The organism is Terrihabitans rhizophilus, from assembly GCF_033898525.1.
In the GTDB taxonomy this organism is placed as follows: Bacteria; Pseudomonadota; Alphaproteobacteria; order Rhizobiales; family Methylopilaceae; genus Flaviflagellibacter; species Flaviflagellibacter rhizophilus.
In genome coordinates this window covers 131,005-155,085 of record NZ_JAXAFJ010000005.1, presented here as the reverse complement: position 1 = coordinate 155,085, position 24,081 = coordinate 131,005, and the positions used below count along the sequence as shown (strand labels likewise).

The 24,081-nt window shown below is 62.9% G+C and carries 30 protein-coding genes and 2 tRNA genes; 10 read left to right on the top strand and 22 right to left on the bottom strand.

Annotation, left to right across the window (positions count from 1 at the left end; translation table 11 throughout):
• Positions 1-4: 4 nt before the first annotated feature.
• The 6 genes from SCD90_RS10295 (at position 5) to modC (ending at position 5,379) form a co-directional block, all read left to right on the top strand.
• Positions 5-1,588 (top strand): ABC transporter substrate-binding protein, encoded by a 1,584-nt coding sequence (locus SCD90_RS10295; RefSeq protein WP_425265674.1) that lies wholly within the window; start codon positions 5-7, stop codon positions 1,586-1,588.
• A 74-nt stretch (positions 1,589-1,662) separates the two neighbouring features.
• Positions 1,663-1,905 carry a DUF2171 domain-containing protein gene (locus tag SCD90_RS10290; protein ID WP_319844587.1) on the top strand — a complete coding sequence of 81 codons (243 nt, stop codon included), beginning with the start codon at positions 1,663-1,665 and terminating at the stop codon, positions 1,903-1,905.
• A 134-nt stretch (positions 1,906-2,039) separates the two neighbouring features.
• A complete protein-coding gene (locus tag SCD90_RS10285; RefSeq protein ID WP_319844586.1) occupies positions 2,040-2,831 on the top strand; it encodes a TOBE domain-containing protein in 792 nt (263 codons plus the stop codon).
• 18 nt (positions 2,832-2,849) lie between these two features.
• On the top strand, positions 2,850-3,599 hold the full coding sequence (gene modA, locus SCD90_RS10280) for a molybdate ABC transporter substrate-binding protein (protein ID WP_319844585.1): 750 nt from the start codon (positions 2,850-2,852) through the stop codon (positions 3,597-3,599).
• A 7-nt stretch (positions 3,600-3,606) separates the two neighbouring features.
• On the top strand, positions 3,607-4,293 hold the full coding sequence (gene modB / locus SCD90_RS10275) for a molybdate ABC transporter permease subunit (protein ID WP_319844584.1): 687 nt from the start codon (positions 3,607-3,609) through the stop codon (positions 4,291-4,293).
• Positions 4,294-4,296: 3 nt separating this feature from the next.
• Positions 4,297-5,379: a molybdenum ABC transporter ATP-binding protein gene (modC, locus tag SCD90_RS10270; protein ID WP_319844583.1), complete on the top strand. Its 1,083-nt coding sequence runs from the start codon at positions 4,297-4,299 to the stop codon at positions 5,377-5,379.
• 84 nt (positions 5,380-5,463) lie between these two features.
• On the opposite strand, the gene minE is transcribed toward modC, so the two are convergent.
• The 3 genes from minE to minC are packed head-to-tail and all read right to left on the bottom strand — an operon-like array spanning position 5,464 to position 7,273.
• Positions 5,464-5,748, bottom strand: coding sequence for a cell division topological specificity factor MinE (gene minE, locus SCD90_RS10265; protein WP_319844582.1), 285 nt, complete (start codon positions 5,746-5,748; stop codon positions 5,464-5,466).
• Complete coding sequence (gene minD / locus SCD90_RS10260) at positions 5,745-6,563, bottom strand: septum site-determining protein MinD (RefSeq protein WP_319844581.1); 819 nt, start codon at positions 6,561-6,563, stop codon at positions 5,745-5,747. Before minD ends, minE begins: the two co-directional genes overlap by 4 nt.
• 20 nt (positions 6,564-6,583) lie before the next feature.
• On the bottom strand, positions 6,584-7,273 hold the full coding sequence (minC, locus tag SCD90_RS10255) for a septum site-determining protein MinC (RefSeq protein WP_319844580.1): 690 nt from the start codon (positions 7,271-7,273) through the stop codon (positions 6,584-6,586).
• Between the two features lie 180 nt (positions 7,274-7,453).
• On the opposite strand from minC, the gene SCD90_RS10250 reads away from it, so the two are divergent.
• Complete coding sequence (locus tag SCD90_RS10250) at positions 7,454-7,930, top strand: 2'-5' RNA ligase family protein (protein WP_319844659.1); 477 nt, start codon at positions 7,454-7,456, stop codon at positions 7,928-7,930.
• Positions 7,931-8,041: 111 nt separating this feature from the next.
• Here SCD90_RS10250 and SCD90_RS10245 read toward each other — a convergent pair.
• The 9 genes from SCD90_RS10245 to SCD90_RS10205 all read right to left on the bottom strand — a co-directional run bounded on the left by SCD90_RS10245 (position 8,042) and on the right by SCD90_RS10205 (position 13,350).
• Positions 8,042-8,117, bottom strand: a tRNA-Phe gene (locus SCD90_RS10245).
• Positions 8,118-8,151: 34 nt separating this feature from the next.
• Positions 8,152-8,376 (bottom strand): DNA gyrase inhibitor YacG, encoded by a 225-nt coding sequence (gene yacG, locus SCD90_RS10240; RefSeq protein ID WP_319844579.1) that lies wholly within the window; start codon positions 8,374-8,376, stop codon positions 8,152-8,154.
• A complete protein-coding gene (locus SCD90_RS10235; protein WP_319844578.1) occupies positions 8,373-9,008 on the bottom strand; it encodes a Maf family nucleotide pyrophosphatase in 636 nt (211 codons plus the stop codon). Before SCD90_RS10235 ends, yacG begins: the two co-directional genes overlap by 4 nt.
• A 40-nt stretch (positions 9,009-9,048) precedes the next feature.
• The gene (infA, locus tag SCD90_RS10230; RefSeq protein ID WP_319844577.1) at positions 9,049-9,267 is read right to left on the bottom strand and encodes a translation initiation factor IF-1; all 219 of its coding nucleotides are present in this window, start codon (positions 9,265-9,267) and stop codon (positions 9,049-9,051) included.
• A 207-nt stretch (positions 9,268-9,474) separates the two neighbouring features.
• Positions 9,475-9,972, bottom strand: a complete 498-nt coding sequence (locus SCD90_RS10225) for a UPF0262 family protein (RefSeq protein WP_319844576.1) — start codon at positions 9,970-9,972, stop codon at positions 9,475-9,477.
• Positions 9,972-11,267 carry a histidinol dehydrogenase gene (gene hisD / locus SCD90_RS10220; RefSeq protein WP_319844575.1) on the bottom strand — a complete coding sequence of 432 codons (1,296 nt, stop codon included), beginning with the start codon at positions 11,265-11,267 and terminating at the stop codon, positions 9,972-9,974. The genes SCD90_RS10225 and hisD overlap by 1 nt, the downstream gene beginning before the upstream one ends.
• 3 nt (positions 11,268-11,270) lie before the next feature.
• Positions 11,271-11,738 (bottom strand): DUF2948 family protein, encoded by a 468-nt coding sequence (locus SCD90_RS10215; protein WP_319844574.1) that lies wholly within the window; start codon positions 11,736-11,738, stop codon positions 11,271-11,273.
• A 66-nt stretch (positions 11,739-11,804) separates the two neighbouring features.
• Positions 11,805-13,094, bottom strand: a complete 1,290-nt coding sequence (murA, locus tag SCD90_RS10210; protein ID WP_319844573.1) for a UDP-N-acetylglucosamine 1-carboxyvinyltransferase — start codon at positions 13,092-13,094, stop codon at positions 11,805-11,807.
• Positions 13,095-13,182: 88 nt separating this feature from the next.
• Positions 13,183-13,350 (bottom strand): hypothetical protein, encoded by a 168-nt coding sequence (locus SCD90_RS10205; protein WP_319844572.1) that lies wholly within the window; start codon positions 13,348-13,350, stop codon positions 13,183-13,185.
• A 118-nt stretch (positions 13,351-13,468) separates the two neighbouring features.
• Here SCD90_RS10205 and SCD90_RS10200 point away from each other — a divergent pair.
• Together SCD90_RS10200 and SCD90_RS10195 are read left to right on the top strand one after the other, a co-directional pair.
• A tRNA-Thr gene (locus tag SCD90_RS10200) sits at positions 13,469-13,543 on the top strand.
• A 90-nt stretch (positions 13,544-13,633) separates the two neighbouring features.
• Positions 13,634-15,277, top strand: a complete 1,644-nt coding sequence (locus tag SCD90_RS10195; RefSeq protein WP_319844571.1) for a DUF6538 domain-containing protein — start codon at positions 13,634-13,636, stop codon at positions 15,275-15,277.
• Here SCD90_RS10195 and SCD90_RS10190 read toward each other — a convergent pair.
• The 7 genes from SCD90_RS10190 to SCD90_RS10160 all read right to left on the bottom strand — a co-directional run bounded on the left by SCD90_RS10190 (position 15,252) and on the right by SCD90_RS10160 (position 19,611).
• Entirely contained in the window at positions 15,252-15,614 is a 363-nt protein-coding gene (locus SCD90_RS10190) for a hypothetical protein (RefSeq protein WP_319844570.1), read from the bottom strand. The genes SCD90_RS10195 and SCD90_RS10190 overlap by 26 nt on opposite strands.
• The gene (locus tag SCD90_RS10185; protein ID WP_319844569.1) at positions 15,611-16,114 is read right to left on the bottom strand and encodes a Panacea domain-containing protein; all 504 of its coding nucleotides are present in this window, start codon (positions 16,112-16,114) and stop codon (positions 15,611-15,613) included. Before SCD90_RS10185 ends, SCD90_RS10190 begins: the two co-directional genes overlap by 4 nt.
• 150 nt (positions 16,115-16,264) lie before the next feature.
• On the bottom strand, positions 16,265-16,663 hold the full coding sequence (locus SCD90_RS10180; protein WP_319844568.1) for a hypothetical protein: 399 nt from the start codon (positions 16,661-16,663) through the stop codon (positions 16,265-16,267).
• A gap of 105 nt (positions 16,664-16,768) precedes the next feature.
• Positions 16,769-17,683, bottom strand: coding sequence for a hypothetical protein (locus SCD90_RS10175; protein ID WP_319844567.1), 915 nt, complete (start codon positions 17,681-17,683; stop codon positions 16,769-16,771).
• 114 nt (positions 17,684-17,797) lie between these two features.
• Complete coding sequence (locus SCD90_RS10170) at positions 17,798-17,929, bottom strand: hypothetical protein (RefSeq protein WP_319844566.1); 132 nt, start codon at positions 17,927-17,929, stop codon at positions 17,798-17,800.
• Between the two features lie 142 nt (positions 17,930-18,071).
• Positions 18,072-18,581, bottom strand: coding sequence for a hypothetical protein (locus SCD90_RS10165; protein WP_319844565.1), 510 nt, complete (start codon positions 18,579-18,581; stop codon positions 18,072-18,074).
• A gap of 598 nt (positions 18,582-19,179) precedes the next feature.
• A complete protein-coding gene (locus SCD90_RS10160) occupies positions 19,180-19,611 on the bottom strand; it encodes a hypothetical protein (protein WP_319844564.1) in 432 nt (143 codons plus the stop codon).
• Between the two features lie 164 nt (positions 19,612-19,775).
• Here SCD90_RS10160 and SCD90_RS16620 point away from each other — a divergent pair, with 164 nt between their 5' ends.
• Complete coding sequence (locus tag SCD90_RS16620) at positions 19,776-20,021, top strand: DUF6894 family protein (protein WP_425265673.1); 246 nt, start codon at positions 19,776-19,778, stop codon at positions 20,019-20,021.
• Positions 20,022-20,218: 197 nt separating this feature from the next.
• Here SCD90_RS16620 and SCD90_RS10155 read toward each other — a convergent pair whose 3' ends face one another.
• Genes SCD90_RS10155 through SCD90_RS10145 form a run of 3 tightly spaced genes read right to left on the bottom strand, consistent with a single transcriptional unit; the run spans position 20,219 to position 24,056 of the window.
• On the bottom strand, positions 20,219-22,084 hold the full coding sequence (locus SCD90_RS10155; protein ID WP_319844563.1) for a hypothetical protein: 1,866 nt from the start codon (positions 22,082-22,084) through the stop codon (positions 20,219-20,221).
• A 6-nt stretch (positions 22,085-22,090) separates the two neighbouring features.
• A complete protein-coding gene (locus SCD90_RS10150) occupies positions 22,091-23,725 on the bottom strand; it encodes a terminase large subunit (RefSeq protein ID WP_319844562.1) in 1,635 nt (544 codons plus the stop codon).
• Positions 23,697-24,056, bottom strand: coding sequence for a phage terminase small subunit P27 family (locus SCD90_RS10145; protein ID WP_319844561.1), 360 nt, complete (start codon positions 24,054-24,056; stop codon positions 23,697-23,699). The genes SCD90_RS10150 and SCD90_RS10145 overlap by 29 nt, the downstream gene beginning before the upstream one ends.
• Between the last annotated feature and the right edge of the window lie 25 nt (positions 24,057-24,081).

Genomic DNA, 24,081 nt, shown 5'->3' with positions numbered 1-24,081 from the left:
GGATATCCCCGTGCGCCTCATCGTTCTCGCCGCGTGCGCTGCCCTCGCCTTCTCCGCTCCCGCTGCGTGGTCCAAGACACTGGTCTTCTGCTCGGAAGGCAATCCAGAGACGCTCAGCCCGCACATGGCGACGACCACCACGGGCATGAACGCCACCCGCCCCATCTTCAACAATCTCGTGGAATTCACGCCCGGCACCTCGGAACTGGTGCCCGCATTGGCAGAGCGCTGGACGGTTTCGCCGGACGGGCAGGAATACATCTTCCACCTGCGACGCGGGGTGCGGTTCCACACCAGCAAGACCTTCCAGCCGACGCGCGAGATGAACGCCGACGACGTGGTCTTTTCGCTGACGCGGCAGTGGAAATCCCGGGAGCCCGCCACCGTCTCCGGCTTCGTCTATTTCGGCGATATGGGGATGCCCGATCTGCTGCAATCCATCGACAAGGTGGACGACCATACGGTCCGCATCCGGCTCGCCCGGCCCGAGGCGCCGTTCCTGGCGGACATGGCCATGCCGTTCGCGGCCATCTACTCGGCCGAATACGCGGCCGCGCTGGAGAAGGCCGGCACGCCCGATCTTCTGGACACGCAGCCGATCGGCACGGGGCCGTTCATGTTCGCCGGCTTCACGCGCGACGTGGCGGTGCGGTTCCGCGCCTTTCCCGGCTACTGGCGCGGCAGTCAGCCGCTCGACAATCTGGTGTTCTCGATCACCCCCAACGCCACGGTGCGGCTGACCAAGCTGAAGGCCGGCGAGTGCCACGTGATGGCATTCCCCAGCCCAGACGATGTCGCGGGGATTACGGCCGACCCCTCCCTGGTCCTGCTGCGGCAGGAAGGCCTGAACATCGGCTACATGGCGTTCAACACCCTGAAGCCGCCCTTCGACGATGCGCGCGTGCGCCGCGCCATCAACATGGCCGTCGACAAGAAGGCCATCATCGAGTCGGTCTATGGCGGCGTGGGTGCGGTGGCCAAGAACCCCATACCGCCGACGCTCTGGTCCTATGACGACAGCGTGCAGGACTACCCTTACGATCCGGATGGTGCGCGGCGTCTTCTGGCGGAAGCCGGATTTCCGGCCGGCTTCGAGACCGACCTCTGGTACATGCCCGTGAGCCGGCCCTACATTCCCGATGGCCGCCGCGTGGCGGAGATGCTGGAGGCCGACCTCGCGCGGGTGGGCGTGCGGCTGCGCCTCGCCACCGACGAATGGTCGGCCTACCGGACAAAGCTGCAGGCCGGCGAGCACACCATGGCCCTGTTCGGCTGGACCGGCGACAATGGCGATCCCGACAACTTCCTGCAGGTGCTTCTGAGCTGTCTCTCGGCGCGTCCCGGAGGCAGCAATGTCGCGCGCTGGTGCGACCCTTCCTATGATGCCCTGGTCACCCGCGCCAAGCTGACCGCGATCCAGGCGGAGCGCTCCGCGCTCTACGGGCAGGCGCAGAAGGTGTTCAAGGATCAGGCGCCCTGGGTGCCGCTGGCCCATTCCGTGGTGCTGATGGCCGCGCGAAAAGAGGTCGCGGGTTTCCTCATCGATCCGCTGGGACGCCACATCTTCGAGGGCGTCGATCTGCGCTGACCCGTGTCGTCCGCAGCGCATGCATCCTTTCGTCCGTCCCGGCGTTCTCGCAGGACAACACAGGAGGCCCGCAGATGGCTCATCTCGACAGCATCAAGGAACATATGGAAGTCATCGGCGCCGATGGCGCGCATGTCGGTACGGTCGACCATGTGGAAGGCGACCGCATCAAGCTGACGAAGAAGGACAGCGGCGAAGGCTCTCATAAGGGCCATCATCACTACATTCCCGGCAGCCTCGTCGCCGAAGTCGAAGGCGATAAGGTACGCCTCTCGGCGAACGCCAATGTGGCGGTGACCTTCGAAGAAGAGGCCTGAGCCTCTTCGGCTTTCTTCGCTGAGCTTCATAGAGCGCCCGCGGCACCTGCCGCGGGCGTTTTTCGTAGGGGACTTGAGAGTCGAGGATGAGCGGCGCTATATAGTTTCACAACATAGCGAACCAGAAGCTGCGGATGTCCATCGAAGCCCTCGTCACCTTGCGCAGCAGCGAAGCGCCCAATGTCGGGCGCGACCGCATCCGCCTGCTCGAGGCGGTGGCGCGCGAAGGCAGCATCTCGGCAGGCGCCCGCCACATCGGCATCACCTACAAGGCCGCCTGGGATGGGCTGGACGCCATGGCCAATCTGTTCGGCCAGCCGCTCATAGAGGCCCGCGCCGGAGGCAAAGCCGGTGGCGGCGCCCACCTGACCCCGACCGGCCTGCGCGTGATCGCCGCCTTCCACCGGATGGAAGCCGAGATGGCGCGTGTCGTCCGCGCCCTAGAGCCGGAGCTTTCCGGCACCGGCGTCTCGCCCCTCAACCTGATGTCTGGATTTCTGATGCGGACCAGCGCGCGCAATGCCCTCCGCGGCACGGTGACGGCGATAACCTCCGACGCTCTTATGGCCGAGATCGCGGTGCAGGTGACCGCGACGACTACGATCCACGCTCTTGTGACGAACGGCAGCGTGCGGGATCTCGGCCTCGTCGAGGGCCGGCAGGTCGTCCTCCTCATAAAGGCGCCTTTCGTCATCATCGCGCCGGGTACGACGCCGCCCCTCGTCTCGATGCGCAACTGCATTCCCGGCACGGTGCGGCGCTGCGAGACCACCTCCGTCAGCGCCGAAATCGTGCTCGACATCGGCGACGACCGCACGCTTGCAGCCACCATCTCCGCACGCAGCGCCGAGGCGCTCGACCTGACTGAGTGTGCGGAGGCCTGCGCGCTGTTCGATGCCGCGCACGTCATCATCGCCATCGATTGACCCGAAAGACCTCCTGCCATGAAGCTTTTGCGCACGTTCACAGCCGTCATCGGTCTCGCCGCCGGGCTCGCCTCGGCGCCCGCCCTCGCCGCCGAGACGAATGTGGCCGTCGCCGCGAATTTCACCGAAGCGGCCAAGGAGATCGCCACCGCTTTCAAGGACAGGACCGGCCACACTGCCGTGCTCAGCTTCGGCTCGACCGGCCAGTTCTACAACCAGATCCGGCAGGATGCGCCGTTCCAGGTGTTCCTCGCGGCCGATGACGATCGTCCCACGCAGGTCGTCAAGGACGAACTGGGCGTGGACGGCAGCGTCTTCACCTACGCGGTGGGCAAGCTGGTGCTGTGGAGCAAGGACGTGGGTGCCGTGAAGGGTGAGGACACGCTGAAGGTCGGCACGTTCCAGAAGATCTCCATCGCCAATCCCACCGCCGCTCCTTATGGCGCGGCCGCCGTGGAGACCATGAAGGCGCTCGGGCTCTACGAGATGCTGGCGCCGAAGATCGTGCAGGGCAACAGCATCGCTCAGGCCTTCCAGTTCATCGAGACGGGCAATGCGGAAGTGGGCTTCGTCGCCCTTTCGCAAATCGTGGGCAAGGCCGGTTCTAGCTGGAACGTGCCGCAGGATCTGTACGAGCCGATCCGGCAGGACGCCGTGCTGCTGAAGAAGGGCGCGGGCAATGAGGCGGCCACGGCATTCATGGACTTCCTGAAATCGGCCGAAGCGCGCGCCGTCATCGAGAAGTACGGCTACGCCGTCGTCGACTGAGATCGCGATGCTCGGTCTCCCTCCCGATATCTGGCAGCCGGTTCGCCTCACGGTGGAACTCGCCGCCATTACTACGCTGGTCCTCCTGGTGCTGGGGACGCCGCTTGCCTGGTGGCTTGCCCGCTCGCGCGCATGGTGGAAGGAGGCGGTGGCCGCCGTGGTGGCGATGCCGCTCGTCCTGCCGCCCACGGTGCTCGGCTTCTACCTTCTGGTCGCCCTTGGGCCCAACGGCGTGGGCGGGCCCATCGCCGGATTGTGGGGCGCGCGTACGCTCGCCTTCACCTTCGAGGGTCTGGTGATCGGCTCCGTGCTCTATTCCATGCCCTTTGTGGTGCAGCCGGTGCGCAACGCCTTCGAGGCTATGGGCGACAGGCCTCTGGAGGTGGCGGCCACATTGCGCGCGTCGCCCTTACGCGCGTTCTGGACCGTGGCGGTGCCGATGGCGCTGCCCGGCTTCCTGACCGCCGCCGTGCTCGGCTTCGCCCATACGGTGGGCGAGTTCGGGGTGGTGCTGATGATCGGCGGCAGCATTCCCGGCGAGACGAAAGTGCTGTCCGTCGCCATCTACGACTATGTCGAAACGGCGCAATGGCGCGAGGCCAACATCCTGGCCGGCGGCATGGTGGTGTTCGCGCTTACCGTCGTTCTGGCGATGACGCTTCTCGGCAAGCGCATGGCGCGCGTGGGCGTCTGACACATGATCGAAAACATAGAGGTCCGGTTCCGCGGTCTGCTCGGCCGCTTCATGCTGGACGCGGAGTTCAGCGTCCCCGCGCGCGGGATCACGGGCATTTTCGGCCCCTCCGGCTGCGGCAAGACCAGCGTGCTGCGCTGCATCGCAGGGCTTCAGAGGGTGCCGGATGGCGTGTGCCGGATCGAGGGCGAGGTCTGGCAGGACGCCAACCGCTTCGTGCCCGTGCATCGCCGGCCCATCGGCTATGTCTTTCAGGAAGCGAGCCTGTTCCCGCATCTGTCGGTGACTCGCAACCTTCTGTTCGGCGCGGGTAAAACCGGCGCCGGAGGGCCGGAGCTGGCGGAGATCGCCGACCTGCTCGGCATCGCTCATCTTCTCGACCGTGCGCCCCGCAATCTCTCAGGTGGGGAACGCCAGAGGGTCGCCGTGGGCCGGGCGCTATTGTCGAACCCTCGCCTGCTGCTGATGGACGAGCCGCTGTCCGCGCTCGACCGCGCCACGAAAAGCGAGATCCTGCCTTTCCTCGAAGGCCTGCACGAGACGCTGCGCTTGCCCATCCTCTATGTCAGCCACGACATGGCGGAGATCGAACGCCTCGCGGACCATCTGGTGCTGATGGAGAACGGGCGCGTCATTGCCTCTGGGCCGCTGGCCGACCTGCAGAGCGATCCCGGACTACCGCTCGCGGCGAGCAGTGAGGCGGCGGTCAGCCTCGATGCGCGCGTTGTCGCGCATGATGCCGAAAATGGTTTGCTGGTGCTGGAGGTGGATGGCGGCCGCTTCATCACGCCCGGCACGGCGGCGGTTGTCGGCAGCCGGAAACGCATACGGGTGGGCGCCGGCGACATCAGCCTGAGCCGGCAGGTGCCCGGCCCAAGCACCATCCTGAACGTCCTTCCGGCTCGGGTGCTGTCGTCGTCGGCGGCCGGCGAACACGAAGTCGCGGCGGTGCTGGGTCTCGGGTTGGACGGCGCGGGCGCACGGCTGGTAGCGCGCGTGACGCGGAAATCCTGGACTGACCTCGCGCTCGCCGACAGCGCGGAGGTCTTCGCGCAGATAAAGGGCGTGGCACTTCGCAGGGCCTGACTCTGCGGATGCAAAACGGGGCCGGGATCACTCCCAGCCCCGCTTCTAAGCAGAAGACGCTCTCCGTTCGAGGAGGGCGAAGTCTCAGCCCGCGAGGGCGTACTGTGCCTGCGGCAGTTGCGCTTCCGGAACTTCGAAGTCGATCTCGATGATCGCCATGTCGTCCTCGCGCTTCATGTTCACGTTGACCTTTGTCTGGTCCACGTCGACATGCTTCGCGATGGCCGCGAGGATTTCCTCGCGCAGCGCCACGATCAGTTGCGAGGCGCCGCCATGGCCGCCGGTCTTCTCATGCGCGAGCAGGATCTGGAGCCGGTCGCGTGCTGTGGCCGCTGTTTTGCCGCGGGTGAAAAGGCTGCGGATGTTCATGCCGCCCTCCGGCCGAAGAGCTTGTTGAACAGGCCCTGCTTCTCGACGGGGATCTGCACAGCATCGAGGTTTTCGCCGCGCAGGCGGCGGGCCGCCTCGGCATAGGCCATGGCCGGCTTGCTGGTGGGGCTGTTCAGCGTGACGGGCGTGCCAAGGTTCGACGCGCGAAGCACTTCGTCGCTTTCCGGAATGATGCCCAGCAGCGGGATCGACAGGATTTCCAGCACGTCTTCCACGGCCATCATGTCGCCGCGGCTGGCGCGGGCGGCATTATAGCGGGTGAGCAGCAGGTATTTCGGGATGAACTCCCCGCGCTCGGCGCGCTCAGTCTTGGCGTCGAGCAGGCCGATGATGCGGTCGGAATCGCGGACCGAGGACACTTCGGGATTGCTGACGACAACGGCGACGTCGGCATGGCGCATGGCGAGAGCCGCACCACGCTCGATGCCGGCCGGGCTGTCGCAGATGACCCAGTCGAAGCGCGCGCGCAGTTCGTTGATGACGATGGCAACGCCCTCTTCCGTCAGCGCATCCTTGTCGCGCGTCTGGGAGGCCGGCAGCAGCCACAGGTTCTCGAGCCGCTTGTCGCGGATCAGGGCCTGCGAGAGCTTGGCATGCCCCTGGATGACATTGATGAAATCGAACACCACCCGGCGCTCGGCACCGAGCACGAGATCGAGGTTGCGAAGACCGACGTCGAAGTCGATGACCACCACCGTATCGCCGGCGGCGGCCAGAGCCGCACCGAGAGCTGCAGTGGTCGTCGTCTTTCCGACGCCGCCCTTGCCCGATGTAACTACAACTACCTCGCCCATGACGGCTATCTCCTGCGTATTCAGCGCAAATTGCTCAATTTGATGGTGTCGTCTTCGGACCAGATCTGCACCGACTGGCCCATCAGCTCAGGGTCGATGCCCTCCGCTGCAAGGTAGACGGCGTCGATGGCCAGGAACTCGGCCTGCAGCTTCTTGACGAAGATGCGGGCATGCGGATTGCCATAGGCGCCCGCGATGACGCGGCCGCGCAGGGCGCCGTAGATGTGGACGGAGCCGGCGGCGATGACTTCGGCACCCGAGGCCACCGAACCCATGACGGTGATGTCGCCATCACCATTGGCGATGCTCTGGCCGGAGCGGACGTTCTCCACGATCATGGATCCCGTCTTCGGCGCGCGTGAGGATGCCGTTTCCTCCTGCGCCTCCACATCGCCGGTCTTGCGGCCCCCATTCAGCACCGGCGGCATCCCGGCCGGCAGCTTGAGATGACGTGCGCCCTCGATGCCCATGACACGGATGCCCATGCGGTCCAGCGCGTTGATCAGCGCCTTCACGTCCTTGGGCGGAAGGCCGGCATCGCTCAGGTCCAGCACCACGGGACGCGTGGTGAAAAAGCCGGGCGAACGCGTGCTGAGATCCAGCAGATCCTCAAGCCATGCCTCGAGCGGAGCTTCCGGCGTCAGCACGAGCGCCAGATAGGATTTGCCCTTGAAACGCAGAGCCTGCCGTGACGTGGTGATGCCGCTCAAGACCGCTGTCCTTAATCTTCTGTTATGGATTACGGCCCCTAATGGTTAATGCCGGGTTAACCCCCGTTAACTTCCCCTTCGTTTCCGTTAATCGGCGGCCAGACCGCTGTGGATGAGGTTCCGGTGAGTGTTGGCGGCGCAGCGGGGCCGGTGTCCGATCCTCTGATCCTGACCTTGTGGATGGACGACGAATCGTCGGCCAGCTTCGACGCTTTGCGACGCGCCCACTTCCCCGTCGAGCGGAACCTGATCCCAGCCCATCTGACCCTGTTCCATCATCTGCCGGGCCAGGAACTTCCCGCGGTCGAGGCAGTGCTCAAGGCGCTCTGCGAGCAGCAGGCGGCGTTCGAGCTGCCGGTCACCGGCCTTCGCTCGCTCGGACGCGGCGTGGCCTTCACACTGAACTCGGAGCAGCTGGCGGCGGTTCGGAAAGCATTGGCGGCACACTGGCAGGACAAGCTCGGCGCACAGGACCAGCAAGCCTTCCGCCCGCATGTGACGATCCAGAACAAGGTCACTCCGGAAGAGGCCCGGCTATTGCTGAACCGGTTATCGGAAGGGTTCGAGCCCTTCACGATCAAGGCGCGTGGCCTGCTGCTGTGGCGCTATCTCGGCGGCCCTTGGGAACAGCTTTCCCGCTTTCCGTTCAGCTCGTGATCCGCCAGCAGCCGCTGCAGCAGCTTGGCGAACGTGGTTCGAGCTTATGGTCAGGCCGTAGCGACGTCCGCTGTCGGTCTGCAGGTCGGTTTCGGACGGGGGGAAGGGAAATGGTGCCCAGGGACGGAGTCGAACCGCCGACACTGCGATTTTCAGTCGCATGCTCTACCAACTGAGCTACCTGGGCGCCGAAGCGGGCGCTGCCCGTTCGAGTGGGGGCCTTATAAGAAGCGTCGCGGCGCCTGTCCAGACGCTTCCTCGCCTTCTTGTAACGAAGATGTCGCATCCGACGGCGGCTCGTCGGTTTCGACACGGTAGGCGCCACTGAGCCAGCGGTTCAGGTCCACGTCCGCGCAGCGCGTCGAGCAGAAGGGGCGATGGTCCGGCGCGGCCGGCTTTCCGCAGATGGGGCAGGATTTGCCGCCAGCGGGAGCGCGGCTGCTCACGAGACACCTTCCAACGGGTTGCGCCAGCCCTCGTGCACCTGGAGTCCTTCTCCGGTCAGCAGGTTGTGCGTCTCGTACAAAGGCAGGCCAACCACGGCGGTGTAGGATCCGACCAGCCGCACGATAAAGCTGCCTGCGATTCCCTGAATGGCATACCCGCCGGCCTTGCCTTCCCATTCCCGCGAGGCGAGGTAGCTTTCCATCTCGCGATGGGAGAGGTGCTTGAAGCGGACGCGGCTCTCCACGACGCGACTGCGCTGCTTGCCGCTCGGCGTGATCATGCTGACTGCGGTGTAGACCCTGTGGGCGCGGCCAGAGAGAAGGCCCAGGCACTCCTCCGCGTCTTCCAGGGTCTCAGCCTTGGGCAAGATGCGGCGCCCCAGCGCGACGACAGTATCGGCTGCGAGATAAAACGCGTCACGCAACGCCTCGTCCTGAATCCCGACCGTCCGTGAGGCCTGCGCCTTTTCCACGGCCAGACGCTCCGCGAGCGCCCGCGGTCGCTCGAACCGCAGCGGCTCTTCATCGATGCTGGCGGGAAGAAGCGCATCAGGCCGCAGGCCGATCTGCTCCAGCAGGGCGAGTCGGCGAGGCGATGCGGAAGAGAGGACAAGTTTTGGACGGCCGGTCATGACGTCGCTCGGCTGGGCAGCGGACGGCGCCGCGGCGCGGTCACTTGAAGCGGTAGGTGATACGGCCCTTGGTCAGGTCATAAGGCGTCATCTCGACCAGAACGCGGTCGCCGGCCAGAACGCGGATGCGGTTCTTGCGCATGCGGCCCGCCGTATGGGCGACGATCTCATGGTCATTCTCCAGCTTCACGCGAAACATCGCGTTCGGCAGAAGTTCGGAGACAACACCCGGGAACTCGAGCAGTTCTTCTTTGGACATGCAAACCTGCTGTTAGAGCGGCGCGCGATGCGCGGCACCGGCTCCAGAAAACGACAAAGCACCTCCCACCGGCATGTCTGCCAGGGGAACACCTTTGTGGAAGGCGCGAAACCTAATCAAAGACGCGCGTTTTAACAACGCCGGATGGCACCGCGCACCAATCCCCATATGGGGAGGGCTGAAATCGAAGCAAGCATCGCGCCCGGTTCAGACATCCCAGTTCAGGGCAACCAGAAGGGTGAAGAGCCTGCGGGCGGTCGCGAAGTCAATCTCGATCTTCCCCGCCAGGCGCTCCCGCACGATGGTGGCCGACTCGTTGTGGAGACCGCGCCGTCCCATATCGATGGCCTCGATCTGCGATGGAGACGCCGTGCGGATGGCCGCATAGTGCCGCTGGCAGATCGTCACATAGTCCGTGACTGTCTTGCGGAAGGGACCCAAAGCAAGGAAATGGGCCACCACATCGCGGCCTTCCTCGTCCTTCACGGCGAACATCAGCCGCGCGCCCTCGAGTGCCAGCCGCAGCCGGTAGGGTCCGAGATCCTGCCCCGTTACCGCGAAGCTGTTTTCCTCGAGAAGGTCGTAGATCGCGACCTCGCATTCGTGCTCGGCCTCGGCGCTCGCCGCACCCAATGACCGCTCGTCGATCTCGACCGAGACCAGGCGGTCGCGGGACAAGTCATCCCCGGCGCCGCCGCTGTCCATCAGGCGTTCTCGAGCCGGATGGACACGGAGCGGGCATGGCCCTGAAGGCCCTCGGCTTCCGCGAGCCGGATCGCCGAAATGCCGAGCGTCGCCAGTGAACTCGGCGAGCATTTCAGGATCGAGGTGCGCTTCACGAAATCCAGCACCGACAGCACGGAGGAGAAGCGGGCGGACCGGGCGGTGGGCAGCACATGGTTCGAACCACCGACATAGTCGCCGATGGCTTCCGGCGTGTGCGAGCCCAGGAAGATCGCACCGGCGTTGCGGATCTTGGCGGCCAGGGCGTCCGCATCCGGCGTCTCGATTTCGAGATGCTCCGGGGCCAGCCGATCCACGAGCGGCACTGCGGCGTCCAGGTCCGGAACAAGGATGATCGCCCCGTGCTCGGCCCAGCTCGCGCCGGCGATGTTTCCGCGCGGCAGCACTGCGAGCTGATGCGCAACCGCCTTCTCGACCGCAGCCGCGAGCGCGGGCGAATCGGTGATGAGGATGGCTTGCGCAGCGGTGTCGTGTTCGGCCTGCGCGAGCAAATCGGCGGCCACCCATTCCGGGTTCGCATCGCCATCCGCGACCACCACGACCTCGGAGGGGCCAGCGATCATGTCGATGCCGACCACGCCGAATACGCGCCTCTTGGCCGCGGCCACCCAGGCATTGCCCGGTCCGACGATCTTCGCGACCGGCTTGATCGTGTCGGTGCCATAGGCCAGCGCGGCGACGGCCTGCGCACCACCCACGCGGTAGATCTCATCCACGCCCGCAAGACGAGCGGCCGCCAGAACGAGCGGGTTCAGCTTTCCGTCCGGCGTGGGCACCACCATGACCACGCGAGGCACGCCCGCCACCTTGGCCGGGATCGCGTTCATGAGCACCGAAGACGGATAGGCAGCCGTGCCTCCGGGAACGTAGAGCCCAACGGCTTCCACCGCGGTCCAGCGATGACCGAGTTCCACGCCCAGCGCGTCGGTGTACCGCTCATCCTGCGGAAGCTGGCGGCGATGATGGCTCTCGATGCGGTCGCGTGCGACGCCCAGGGCCTCCAGCGTTTCGGCGCTGCACTCGGCGCAAGCGGCGTCGATCTCGGCGTCGGTGACGCGCAGTTGCGCCGGCGTTATCTCGAAGCGGTCGAACCGGCGCGTGAACTCGCACAAGGCCTCGTCGCCGCGCGAACGCACCTCAGCAATGATGTCACGCACGGCGGAATCAACGTCTTCGGCACTCTCGCGCTTCGCGCCCAGCAGGGCGGAAAAGCGTGCTTCGAAATCATGCGCGCCAGCATCGAGCAAAACGGCCATATGTCAGGCGACCTCGGCTTTGGCAGGTTCGTCGGCTTCGGGATGGCTGGGGCAGCAGCTGCAGGTCCAGGTCGGCCCGAGATCCTTGAAGGCTGCCTCAAGGCATTCGACGTCGAGCTTCACACAGGCGCCGTCGAGAAACAGCAGGTGAACGGAGCCGCCAGGGGCCTCGCCGGGCTCGAATGCGAGCGCAAGAAGCGTGAGCGCCTGGTCCTTCTTCGCCGTGTCCACCCCTCGGGAGCGAACCGCCGTCACGCCCTCGAAATGCACGGCCGTGCGGCGCCGCCGCGTGCCCTTTCCGGACACGGAGGCTTCCCAATCGAAGCGGTCGGCTGCGAAGGCGAACCGCCTCTCGCGCGGAAGGTAGATCAGATCGCTGGTCGTGAGTTCAGCGTCCTGAAGGTGGACGGAGAGAACCTTCAGGTCTTCGGCGTCGAACGCCAGCAGTTTCAAGGGTGCATCGTCGAGCATCGGGCCGCCATGGTGCGTGAATGCCTTCACTTAGGAAGGGCTGTTAGCGCGCGCAATGAGGAGTGTTCAGCCGCTGATGCGTTCGATCTGCGCGCCGCAACGCGAGAGCTTGTGCTCCAGCCGCTCAAACCCGCGATCCAGGTGGTAGATGCGGTTGACCACCGTCTCTCCTTCGGCGGCAAGGGCCGCAATGACCAGCGAGACGGAGGCCCGCAGATCGGTCGCCATCACAGGCGCGCCCTTCAGCCGCTCCACCCCATCGACGAAGGCGGTGTCGCCATCGAGCCGGATCCGCGCGCCGAGGCGCGCAAGTTCCTGCACATGCATGAAGCGGTTCTCGAAAATGGTTTCCCGGATGCGCGACGTGCCCTGCGCGCGGGTGGCAAGGGCCATGAATTGCGCCTGCAAGTCCGTCGGAAAGCCCGGGAACGCCTCGGTGGTGACGTCTACGGCCTGCAGGCCATTGCCGTTGCGCGACACGCGGATGCCGTTCGGCAGCGCCTCGATCTCGGCGCCCGCCTGGCGCATCGAGTCGAGCGCGCTTTCCAGAAGATCGGTCCTCGCGCCCTGAAGCGTCACATCCCCGCCGGCCATGGCGACGGCAAGCGCAAAGGTGCCGGTCTCGATGCGGTCTGCGATGACGCGGTGGGTGGCGCCGTGGAGCTGCGCGACGCCCGTGACGGTCAGCGTCGAGGTTCCAATGCCCTCGATCTTCGCGCCCATCTTGACCAAGAGGTCCGCGAGGTCCGTCACCTCCGGCTCGCGCGCCGCGTTGCTGATGACACTGACGCCATCGGCAAGGCTCGCCGCCATGAGGGCCGTATGCGTGGCGCCCACCGAAACCTTGGGGAAGTTGATCTCGGCGCCCTTAAGCCCGTGACGCGCGGTCGCGATGACATAGCCGCTGTCGATCTCGATCTGCGCGCCGAGCGCTTCCAGCACCTGCAGCAGGAAGTCGACCGGACGCGTGCCGATGGCGCAGCCGCCCGGAAGCGAAACCTTGGCATGCCCCATGCGCGCCACCAGGGGCCCGAGCACCCAGAAGCTCGCGCGCATCGTCGAGACGAGCTCGTAGGGAGCCGTGGTGTCGACGATCGTCTTGGCGTTCAGCGTCAGAGTCTCGCCATCGGTATCGGTCTCGCCATGGCGCCGTCCGCGCACGCCCATGTCTACGCCGTGGTTCGACAGGATACGCTTGAGCTGGATGACGTCGGCCAGGCGCGGCACATTTTCCAGCACCAGCGTTTCTTCGGTGAGCAGGCTCGCGATCATCAGCGGCAGGGCGGCGTTCTTGGCGCCGGAAATCGGAATCACGCCCTCGAGCGTGGCGCCACCGACAATGCGGATGCGGTCCATATGCAGGAACCCTGTGATGTCGCGGCTGAGGCCGCAGGAAACCTCGCGATGTATCGGAAGCGCAGGGGCTAAACAAGGCGCGGGAACATCACGGCTCCCGCTCGCCCTTGCCAGCCCCCTCGCCTGCGACGATGGGCGCATCGCTGCGCCTGCCGCGCGCCTGCGCCTTGCGCCGCTTCAGATTTTCGCGAAGCTGCGCAGCAAGCCTTTCGGCGCGCGCGGCCTGTTCGGGAGATGGGCGCTGATCCTTACTCATGCCGCACATGAACAGAAGCTGCGGGAAGCTGGCAAGCATGGTTGCGCAGCATGCCGGCTTATGGCAGTTATCCGCCCGCGCCGCCCGCCGCTTTGCGTCGGCCGCACACGCGCATCTGGCCGCAGTAGCTCAGTGGTAGAGCACACCATTGGTAATGGTGAGGTCGGGAGTTCAATCCTCCCCTGCGGCACCATCATTCCCCTTAGAAGATCTAGACTTTCTTGAAAACTCAGGGTTTTTCGTCCGTTCTGACGTTACAAACGTCGTTACAAACGGGTGTGGAATGACGGGCAAGGTGCGGCACCTTTTGGAGCGTGACGGGCGCTACTTCGCACGCGTGGTGGTGCCTTCAGAGCTACGCTCAATCATCGGGAAGTCGGAGCTTCGCGAAGCCCTCGGCCCAGACCGCAGGACGGCCACTCGCAGGCTTTCCGCTGCTGTTGCGCGGTTTAACGATGTCATCGATCAAGCCCGACGCAAGTCCGGTTTGCCCAGCGGCCCGCTCTCCTATCGGCGCATGAACCTCTCGGAGGTCGCTCAGACGCATTTCGCTGAAGAAGACATCCTGGATGAGAACCTCCGCAACCTGACTGGCGAGGATGGAAGCCCGATCTATCACCCTGAGTATGAGCACCTCTTCCGTGATGGCTTAGCAGCCGTGCTTAGGCGAGTTGTTTCCGGTCAGGCGGGGAATGACGAGATCGGCGCTGTGATCGGATGGGCGATCGATCGCTTTCGCGATCGCGGGAACATCACCGCTGAGCCAGGTTCGATTGAGTGGCGCGAAACAGCACGCGTGCTGGCAGCCGTCCAGTTGGAGACGCTGGAGCGGTCTAAGACGCGCGACGCAGGCGAACTGCCAGCCGAGCCAAAACACCCGCTGCTGAAGCTGCCAGCCGAACCTGAGCGCGCTTCACCCGTGTCGCTCATGGGGCTGCTTTCTGGCTACCTTGCTGAGCTGAGGGCCTCCGGCAAGGGCGCTGAAGCAGAGAAGCGTTGGAAGCCCTGCTTCCGTCAGTTCACCGAGTTCCTGAAGCACGACGATGCCGCTCGCGTGACGAAGGGCGACGTGCTCCGCTGGAAAGACGAGCTTCTGCTCACCAGGGCCGCAAAGACAGTGCGCGACGTGAACATCGCCGCGCTTCGGGCCGTGCTCCAATGGGCGACTGAAAACGACCGGATCAAAAGCAATCCCGTGGCTGGCGTGAAGGTCCGCGTCACAAGGGCCGTTCGCTCCCGCGAGAAAGGCTACACGCTGGAAGAAGCTCTCGCGGTGCTTAAGGCGGCAAGCGACTATAGACCGCCCTACTCCAGCGCCGCACAACGCCGCGAGCATCCCACGCTCAGCGCTGCAAAGAAGTGGGCGCCGTGGCTTTGCGCTCATACAGGGGCGCGGGTTTCCGAGATGACGCAGCTTCGGAAGCAGGACGTGCGGACGGAGAACGGCATTCACTTCGTGCGGATCACGCCCGACGCTGGTTCGGTTAAGACCGGGCAGTATCGCGACGTGCCGTTGCACCCGCAGTTAGTCGAGCGCGGCTTCCTGGAGTTTGTCGCGGCTTCAGAACCTGGACCGCTGTTCTACTCCGAGCGTGCGGATCGAAAGGGCAAGCTTCATCCGGCCAAGAACAACAGCTCGAAAATTGGCGTTTGGCTGCGCTCGCTGAAGATCATCCCTAGCGATGTCGATCCGAACCACGGCTGGCGACACCGGATGAAGACAGTGGGGCGCGAGGCTGGCGTCGATCCTCGCGTCTTAGATGCGATCCAGGGTCATGCTGCGCGAACCGCAGGGGATGACTATGGCGACGTGACACTCAAGGCGAGGGCGATAACAATCGCGATGTTTCCCTCGTACCTACTTTCCGACCTCGACACACAGGGAGCCACGAAGCGCCGCGTCACTTACGCCGCCGAGTGCTCGTAGCACCCGCACTCGCACCCACAACCGCTCCAGCAACAGCTGAGATCGCGTTTCCCAAGATGCGCAGGATCGAATCAAGCCAGCCCTTGTCGGTGGTCCAAGCGCCGACGATCGACACAATCAGGACCACTACACAGAGAAGGACAAGAACGATTAACGCAAGCACCGCAGTGCTGTTGTCACTATGCCAGGAGATGTGGCCGAACTTGCCGAAGCGCAGCTCGAAGGTGTTCGGCGGCTTCGGAGAATCAAAGAAAGCCTGCTCCGCTTGAGCGATGGCGGTAGTCTCGACCTTCGGAATCTCATCCTTCTTGAATTCCGGCGTGTCATCGCAGCTCATGCAGACTTCTTATTCACCAGAGGCGAGAAATACGCTTCAATCATTTCCTGGGAGATATCGGCATTCTTAATGCCCTTATTCTTCTTTCTCGTTCTGTCCCAGGGGCTGTCTGGCTGATGGGTCATTTCCGAAAGCTCGATTGGTGAGTAGTCGCCATAAGCCTCCCAAACGAAGTCGATCACCCGCCTCATTTTACGATCGTCTGACACCGGCGGAACTGGGCAGAAATCCTCGAGTTCCCAGCTGTAATCGCTGGCAAGCGAGTTGATCGGCGAGTTCCCGCAATGACGAAACTCGCGATACAGCGAGGGCACTACAGGGCCGTATTCCCAAGCTTCGAATGGCTGGTCAATGAGCGGGACGCCGGCTGCAGCAGAGTAGTAGCCATGCGCGTAGTAGAGGAGCTTCTGTAGCTTAAGAGGGCTCACAGGCTTCTTCTCCTGGAAGCTCTTCTCCAGGATCGCATTAGCGACTGCCTTCGCGTCATATGGTCCAGGCATCGGAAAGTCCTCTAATCTCCCCTGCATATACTGAACCCACATATAGCAGCAACTGGCCCCGGAACAAGTCGGGAACATGCGGCTTCCTACACATCTCGGTGGCGCGAGTTCCAGGATCTTTCGCCCTGTGAACTCGCGTTGCAAGCTGCTTCAATCCTGCTCTTCCGGCTTGATCTTCCGCTTGGCGAGTTCATGCGCCCTCGCCTCTTTCTCCAGGCGCTCCATTGGCACTGAGGCGAACACCATGGCTTTCGCGTTGCGCAGGAGGTCACCGGGCTTCGGCTCGTGAGCGGCTATGTTCGCATCGTCCTTGTAGGCGCTGAGATCCAGCTCATAGCCACCACCAGGCTTCCGGTAGGGCGTTAGGTCCAGGTGCGCGTCTGAGCGCGCGACATCGAGCCGGATCGCTTGAGGCCAGATGTCGAGCTGTTCGCCCAGGATGGTCTTGATCAGTGATGCGTCCGGCCTGCCGGTGATAGGATCAAAGCAAGCGTTCGCGAGTGCGGTGACAGCGTTCTGGTAGGTTTCGTCGTTGACGTATGTAGACATATCAGCCTCTAATCGCATGGTTAGCTTCTCAGCTAGATCATAGTGACAGGGGCTTCGTTGCAGATCAACAAGTAAGTAAAATAAGTTGCGACAGTCAATACTGACTTATCTTCTAATCAGACGCTCAGAGGATTCTTTCAAATCGCTCATCACCTTCTGCATAGAGTGACTAAGGAGCTTGTTACTCTCATCGCGTTCTTGGTTGTGCAAACTCGAAATCACTTGCAGGCCATCTACTAGCCGGGCGATCCTCGGAGAGGCGAGCTTTGGCAGAACAGCATCGTCGCCGCAGCTGTCACCATTGTTTCTCGTCATCTGGAACACCTCTTTGGAGGCGATGTTCGCGCTGATGGTGGTGACGCGACATGCGGCGCTCGACTCCATCAGGATCTCAGCGGCATCCCACTTGATTACCTTCCACGTCTCCGAGGTGATGTTCATCGTCCCGCTTGGCCCTGCGGGGCGGTAGACAATGCCCTCTGACACATCGCAGAGAGCACGTGACTTCCAGCATTTGTAGAGCGAGTAGTTCACCGGGAAGGCGTGCTTTTCGCCTTCTATGATCCAGGTGCCCCCAAATGTAGCTAGATCGCCACTAATCGAAATTTTCTGTTCGGTAGAAGGAAAGATCGGGGAGGCATCACGGTTCACGCGGTTTGCCCGGCTTATCAAGTCATCGAACTCTCTGGCTTTGATCAAGCCATCTGCTGTGGCACCAATGTCTTGCTGAAACTCGCGAACCGCGATCGGAACGTACGTTTCAAACGGCATCATCGGTACGGACATGCCGTAGTAGAGACGGCTCAACGCCATCGAGACAGCCGGGAGCAGCATGGCAGCGTAATCGGGCTGAATTTTCTTCCCCACCTCTAGCAGAGGCAAGGGTGCAAGTTGCTCAGGCGTTAGTTTGCTGAGCTGCTCTGTGCTCATTGTCTGCCAATTTACCGCCTCAGCGCCTGCCGAGGTGATCGTCGCCGTGATCAACCCGCATGCGACCAGCGCACGAGCTACCTTCTTCATGTTCTCGCTCCGATGAGAGCCGAACGATCCGCCATGTAGCCAGCTTTCGCAAGGCGTCTCAGCTCGTCGGGGATGAACACCAGCGAGCTAACGATCTCCCGGCCTGCTGGAGCGCTACAGACGGTCGCCGAAGATGATCGGGATGATGCCCTCCCGGATGATGAGCAGGGCCACGCTGATGAGCGTGTTCGGGTGCGCCTTGAAGAAGGCCACCATGCGGGAGATCAGATTTCGAAGATAAGCCACGGACACACCTCGCCATTGAAAAAGCGTTTGGTGTGGTTGGTCGGGTCGGTCAGGTTGATCACGAGCGCTTTGCAGAGCGTTGTCAAACGCAAAGCGGGTATCAACAGCAATCCACAGGTTAAACGACTTCGGGCTATTCCAGCTATGGCCGCATCCGTCGCTGATTCTCGCCGCGAAGAAACTCGATCAGCTCGTCACGATCCGCCATGTAGCGAGCTCTAGCACGGCGTCTCAGCTCATCCGGGATGTAGAAGAGCGGACCATCGATCACCCGGCCTGTCTTAGCGAGATCCTCATCGCAGTAGTTGAACCAGCCCTCGGCGTTGAACTGGCGCTTGGTATGGACCTGAGACGAACCAGGGACAGGCGTCCAAGCGCCCCCTGCCCGACACAGCGCCTTCTCGATGGCCGGGATCTCATGTTTTCTGGCTGCGATCGCGCCGTGAATGTGGAGTTTGCCGTCAGGGCTGATCTCCAGGGCGAACCAGAACAGAGGCAGGCCGAGGCGGTCGAGCGCGGGCTTCAGCTCCCGCATGATACGACGGCGCATGAAATCTGCAGCGCCCGGTGAGTTGTCGTTCGCAGCCGCCGCGCGGGCCTTCTCATCGATCTGGTGACCCAGGTTCAAGGTGAAGGCGTAGGTCTCATCCATTGCAGACAAGACAAGCGCCGCCGACCAGAGCCTTACGTTATCCGGGATGGTCTCCCATCGATCCGGCCTGAAGGCCTTCCCCGGCTTTCTCTTAGGGGTGTTATCGTTAGAAGCCGTCTTCTGAGTGCTGGTCTGACTGTATGAGAGGGTTGTGTAAGAGGGCTGATTAGAGGGGTTAGAAGGGGTGTGGGTGTTCGCTACGTGTAAGCGTCTTGCACCAGCAGCCTTCGAACGGTCTAAACGCCTCTTAGCTCTAATGATTTTCGTCCCTCGACGCCTGGAGCGGACAGGCCGGATTTTACCTTTATTCGCGTTTTTTGCAGGTGCTGTTTCGCCTGCTTCTGAGGGGTCGCGCGCCTGCATTGCCACGGCCTAGATCGTGCCGAGGATTGCGATGCATGCGTCGATCTCCGCGTCAGACACGGGATCACGGAAAGCATCGTGCATGTGCTCACCAAGCCAAGCAGCAAGTTCATCGAACTCGCTTGCTGACTCTTGAACGCCATCTTCTACTTCGCTATTATATCCGGACAGTGTAAGCAAAACTGTATTCTCCAGAACCGCTCGACCAGTCAGCATCAGGTCGGGCGGTTTTTCTTTAGTTGGACTGTGCCTTGGCGGCGGTGCGGAGCTGGCGCGCGAGATCCTGAGCCATCATCACCGTGACGCTTTCCGCCTTCTCGCCAGAGGCGAACGTGATGCCGCGTCCGATGCGGGCGATGGTGAGCACCTTCTCTCCCTCCAAGATGAGGTTGAAGCCGCCCTTTTCAGCTCGCTCGATCACCTTGTCGACCGCGTTCGCGACGTTAAGCGCCTGCTGAGCGGTAAGTTTCGGAAGGGCAAAGGTCGGGGCGTCGAAGATGATCCCGTCTGTGAAGACGTCGATATCCCAGAGCGGAAGCTGATCTTCGAGACGGCCAGCCTCGATCTCTCGATTGATCAGGGTCTCGATCGCTTCTGTGAGCGTAACGCCCAAGTCCTTGGCTATCAATTTGAGCTGCAAGCCACGTTCGGCAGGCAGGCGGATCATTACGGGTTGCACTCTGTCGCGTCCTTACGCTGGTTGAATTAGCACTATTATAGCGGGCGGACATCGGACCATCAGAGATATTTTGCTCGGCCCGGAGGCTTTTTTCCCCGAAGCCCGTGCGCCACCGAACGGCAACAGCACCGCCCTACGGGTGTTGGCACTTTATGGAGAGGTTCTTTTTCGACTCGACCGAAGGCGAGCGCTTCGTCCCTGACGACGTGGGAGTCGTTCTTGCGGGCATTGACGAAGCCGAACGCGAAGCAACGTTAGCGGCAGCGGAAATCTGCCGCGAGCTGCTTCTTAAAGTTGGGCCGACACCCGTGACGATCAGCGTGAGAGATGAGAGTGGTAAAACGCTATTCACTGCAACCGCCTGCTTGTTGACGCAGCGGTTGGACGATCAGCATTAGCAGAACGCCTTTCGGCCATTTTCTCCCACTGATCTGCCATCCTGAGCCACGTCGCTTTCTCGGCCTGATCTGACGCCTTTTCCGCACTTCGGCGGCAATGATCAGCTTGGCGACGATACTCTTCGGAATTGCTCGACATCAGTAGGCACCCTCTCCATCGCTCAGTATGGAAAGATCGTGGTTAATGCGAAGTGACGCTATCGGCTCAGTATGCCCCCAGGCCTCATCTGCGCGCGGAGCTCGCGACCAACTACCGCTCTCATCGCATTCTCCATTTCGCGAGAGACCTGCTTCGCGAGATCACCGTTCTGCTGCGCAGTGCCTCCAGTCGCGTTGACTGTGACGGGTGCGGAAATAGAGATCATTTGTGTCGGTGCGGAGTTCACCGGCTGCATCGCTGGCAGCGAGATTGAGGGCGCTTTGCCAGCGTTGATCGCCTCCAGCATCGGGCGGAAGCGAGCAGTGGCGTCGGCGTTGATCACATACTCACGGCCATGGACGACACCGGCCACCTTCCCCGTACCAACGTTGCCGGTGTAGCCGCCTTCGCTGAAGCCTAGGAGCTTCCCGACACCACCTACGATGCCGCCAAGCCCTCCAGGCTTGGACGCGGTGCCGAAAGCGTTCTCTACAAGGTTGCTGATGGCGATGTCGATCAGGCGGTCGGCAATGCTGTTGAAGGCATTGAGCAGCATCTCAGCGCCGGTCTTCCCTGCGCGCAAGTCGCTGACCATGCCGCCTAAGACGTCCTTCGCCGCCCCCTTCATTCCCTCCATGGCTGCTTCTAGGTCCGCGAGTTGAGCCTTCTCCGCTTCGATCGAGTTGATCAGCGCCGTGATCTTCTGGCGCTGCTGATCGGTAGCAGCGGCTCCAGCGTTTCGAAGCTCTGCCGCGACACGCTGTTGAACCTCGGAGGCGTCAACCAAGCGAAGCTCTTCGGACAGCTCATCGATCAGCTCGGATACGGCCTCCTTCTCGCGTTGGATCGCCTTCAGCTTGGCTGCGCGAGCGCCGTCTTCCTTCGTTTTCGGAAGGATCGGCGTGAACGTCAGCGGCGTGGGTTTGCCAAGATCGGCACGGCTGAAAGCGCCATCGGCCTTGCTGCCATCGGCAAGACCGTCGCGGAGGCGCTTGAGAGCAGCGGCGCGCTTTATCTGCGCATCGGTCGAGCGGTTCGCGCCTTCCTCGATCGCCGCGAAGGGATCGCCTGCAACCTGGAGCGCTTTCGATACCTCACTGCTAAACCACGAAAGCGCGGTGATGCTATCGACAATAGCGCCCTTCATGGTCGTGCCGATCGTGCGGCTGATATCCTGGAACTTCCGGTCGATCTCAGCGGCCTTGTTGATCATCTCACGATCGAGCACCTGCCCTGCATCGCGTGCCGCCTGCATGCTGGAGCGGATACCAACCTCGCCACGCTGGAGCATCTGCACGAACTGTTCACCGCCCGTGCCGCCGAAGATCTCGTCAGAGATACGGATCTGCGCCGCGCGGTCGAGCTGCTGAAGCCTGCCGATGATTTCCAAGAACAGCGCAGACGGATCTCGGAGCTTCGTCTTCAGCTCGTCGGCGCGATAGCCGATACGCTGGAACGCTTCGGCACCGCTGCCCGCGCCGGTCAGCACAAACTCATCAGCGCGGAGGTTCATCTCCTTCAGGCCGTCCGTGAGCGCGTCAAGGCTCACCTTGCTCTCAGATGCCGCGATGCCGATCGCCTGGAAATCCTCGACATCGATGCCGGCGCGCGCGGCTTCGGCCTTCAGGTTCGCTAGTTCGCTGGTCACGTCACGCACGACGCGCGGAAGCTGCTGGAGAGCCGAGAACGCCGCACCGCCGACGAAACCACCTGCGAATGCCGCGCCGATGCCCCGCAAGTTGGAGATCACGCCAGCCGAAGCCTGCGCTGTATCCCTTTGCATCTGAGCGCCCGCGCGCTTCGTGCGGCCTTCGATCTTGCCCCAGTTATCGTTCGCAACCCGGCTGGCTTTCACCATGCCCTTTTCGAGCTGCGTGATACGGGCTTCGACATCTACAACTAGGCGTTCGTTCTCAGCGGCCATTGGCTCCTACCAGACAAGATCGTCGGCGGTGATCGCCGGGTTTTCATAGATTGAGGTGCGAGTTTCGTGCGCGGCGGCACGCGAGAGCGCCATCCAGGTCGCGACCGCGCCGTCGATGCGGTCGGTGCTCTTGCCCTTGTGCATCGTGCGGTTGCCCGCGCTATCGGTGTGGATTGCGACATTGGAGAAGCACCACCTGAGCACCGGATGCGCGCCGTGGCGGAAGTTGCCGCTAACGATGGCGCGCTCCAGCTCATTGAGAGCAGGGCTTTGCGTCACCCAGCCTTGGCGCATGGTGATCGCCGGGAAGCCGTCATCTAGGAGCGGCGACATCACCGGATTGGCATAGGCCGGATCGAAGGCGATCTCGCGAACCTCATAGCGCTCAGCAAGCGTGCGAATGTGCTGCTCAACGGCGCGATAATCGATCACGTTGCCCGGTGTGGCGGTGATGAAGCCTTCTTCAGCCCAGGTCGGATACGGCACCTTGTCGCGATCAGCGCGAGCTCGAAGATTGTCACCAGGACAGAACAAGTGCGGGAGCACGGTGAAGATGCCATCGTCATCGCGGAAGCAGGCGACCACGGCGCTGAGATCGGTCGTGGTGCTCATGTCTACGCCAAGCCAGCACGGCTTGCCTGCGAGAGCGTCGAGATCGATCGGCGCAGCGCCCGCGTCATAAACTGCCATGTCTACAAAGGGAGACTCGCTGTTCTCCGCCCACATATTCAGCCGTAGCTGTCGGAAGCTCTCGCGCTCCATGGCGCTGCGCTCAGCGCGCTTTGCAGCATCCCGCATTTTCTTGATCGGCGGATAGCCGAACTCCATGCCTGGATTGACGGCAAGCCAGAGGGCTTCATCCTCCCAATCGGCTTTGGGATCGGCTTCGAAGAGGATCGGCAGGTGTGTCGGGTCGTCCACGTCGCCACGGGCGATCTTCCGAGCATCCTCGATCAGCCTCCAGGCTATGTTCTCGTTCCCTCGACCTGCCGTTGTCGCGATGACGAGAAGCGACTCGTCCGACTTATCCAGGCCGGTGCTCAGAGCCTCGTAGAGATCGCCGTTAGGCCAGAGGTGGATCTCGTCAGCTAGGACAAAGCTCGGGGTTCTGCCGTGAACGCGACCGCCTTCGCCGGAGATCACCTCCAGCGTTGCCCGGTCTTTCGTGAAGACGATCTTCTTCGCGCTGTTGTGCGCGTCATAGATCTTCACCGCCCTCGCGATCCGCGGGTCAGCACGCACGATGCCAGCGGCCTCGAGGAAAGCGATGCTGGCTTGCGTCCGATCAAGCGCGGCGAAGATCGCCTCGCCATGGGGAACGCGCTCAGGGCCGATTGTGTGGAGCAGCGCCAACGCCGCAGCGGTGGAGGTCTTTCGGTTTCCGCGCGGCAAAAGCAGCGTTACGCGCTGCACTATGCGGGTGCCGTCGTTAGGATTTCGAGGGCCATAGATGCGCCGGATGATGCGCTCCAGCCATGGGTCGAGCTGGAATGCCTTCTTCGGCAAGCCGCTCTTTGGATGCCGAAGACGACGCAAGAACTCGACTGCGCGCTCGCCATCCCCGAACGTGTCTTCGATCGGTGAGCCGTCATAGATCCAGCCTGGATAGGTGCTAGATGGCGAGCGGATTATCGTCGTCATCTGTCGCTTCTTCGGCGCGGACTGAGGGGCGGGAGCGCGAGACAGGCGTGAGGCCTAGCTCGGAGGCGCAAAGGCGCGCGGTCTGCATGGCGGCATTCTGGATCCCGATGGCCGGGTGCCGCTTCAGCTCCGCTTTGGCGTTCACGATCACGACGCCATCGCGGCTAAGCACTCGCTGCGTCTCGCGAACGGTGCCGGTCGCCGTGCAATACGATTCTAGGGTGCCGAGATCGCCTTCGGTGAGGGTCTTCCGCTCCACCGTGAGGATAGAGGCGACGGATCGCCAGACGGCCTTCGCGTCTTTGGAGAGCCATGCGGGCGGCTTCGGCACGTCCTGGATCGTTCCAGGCGTTATC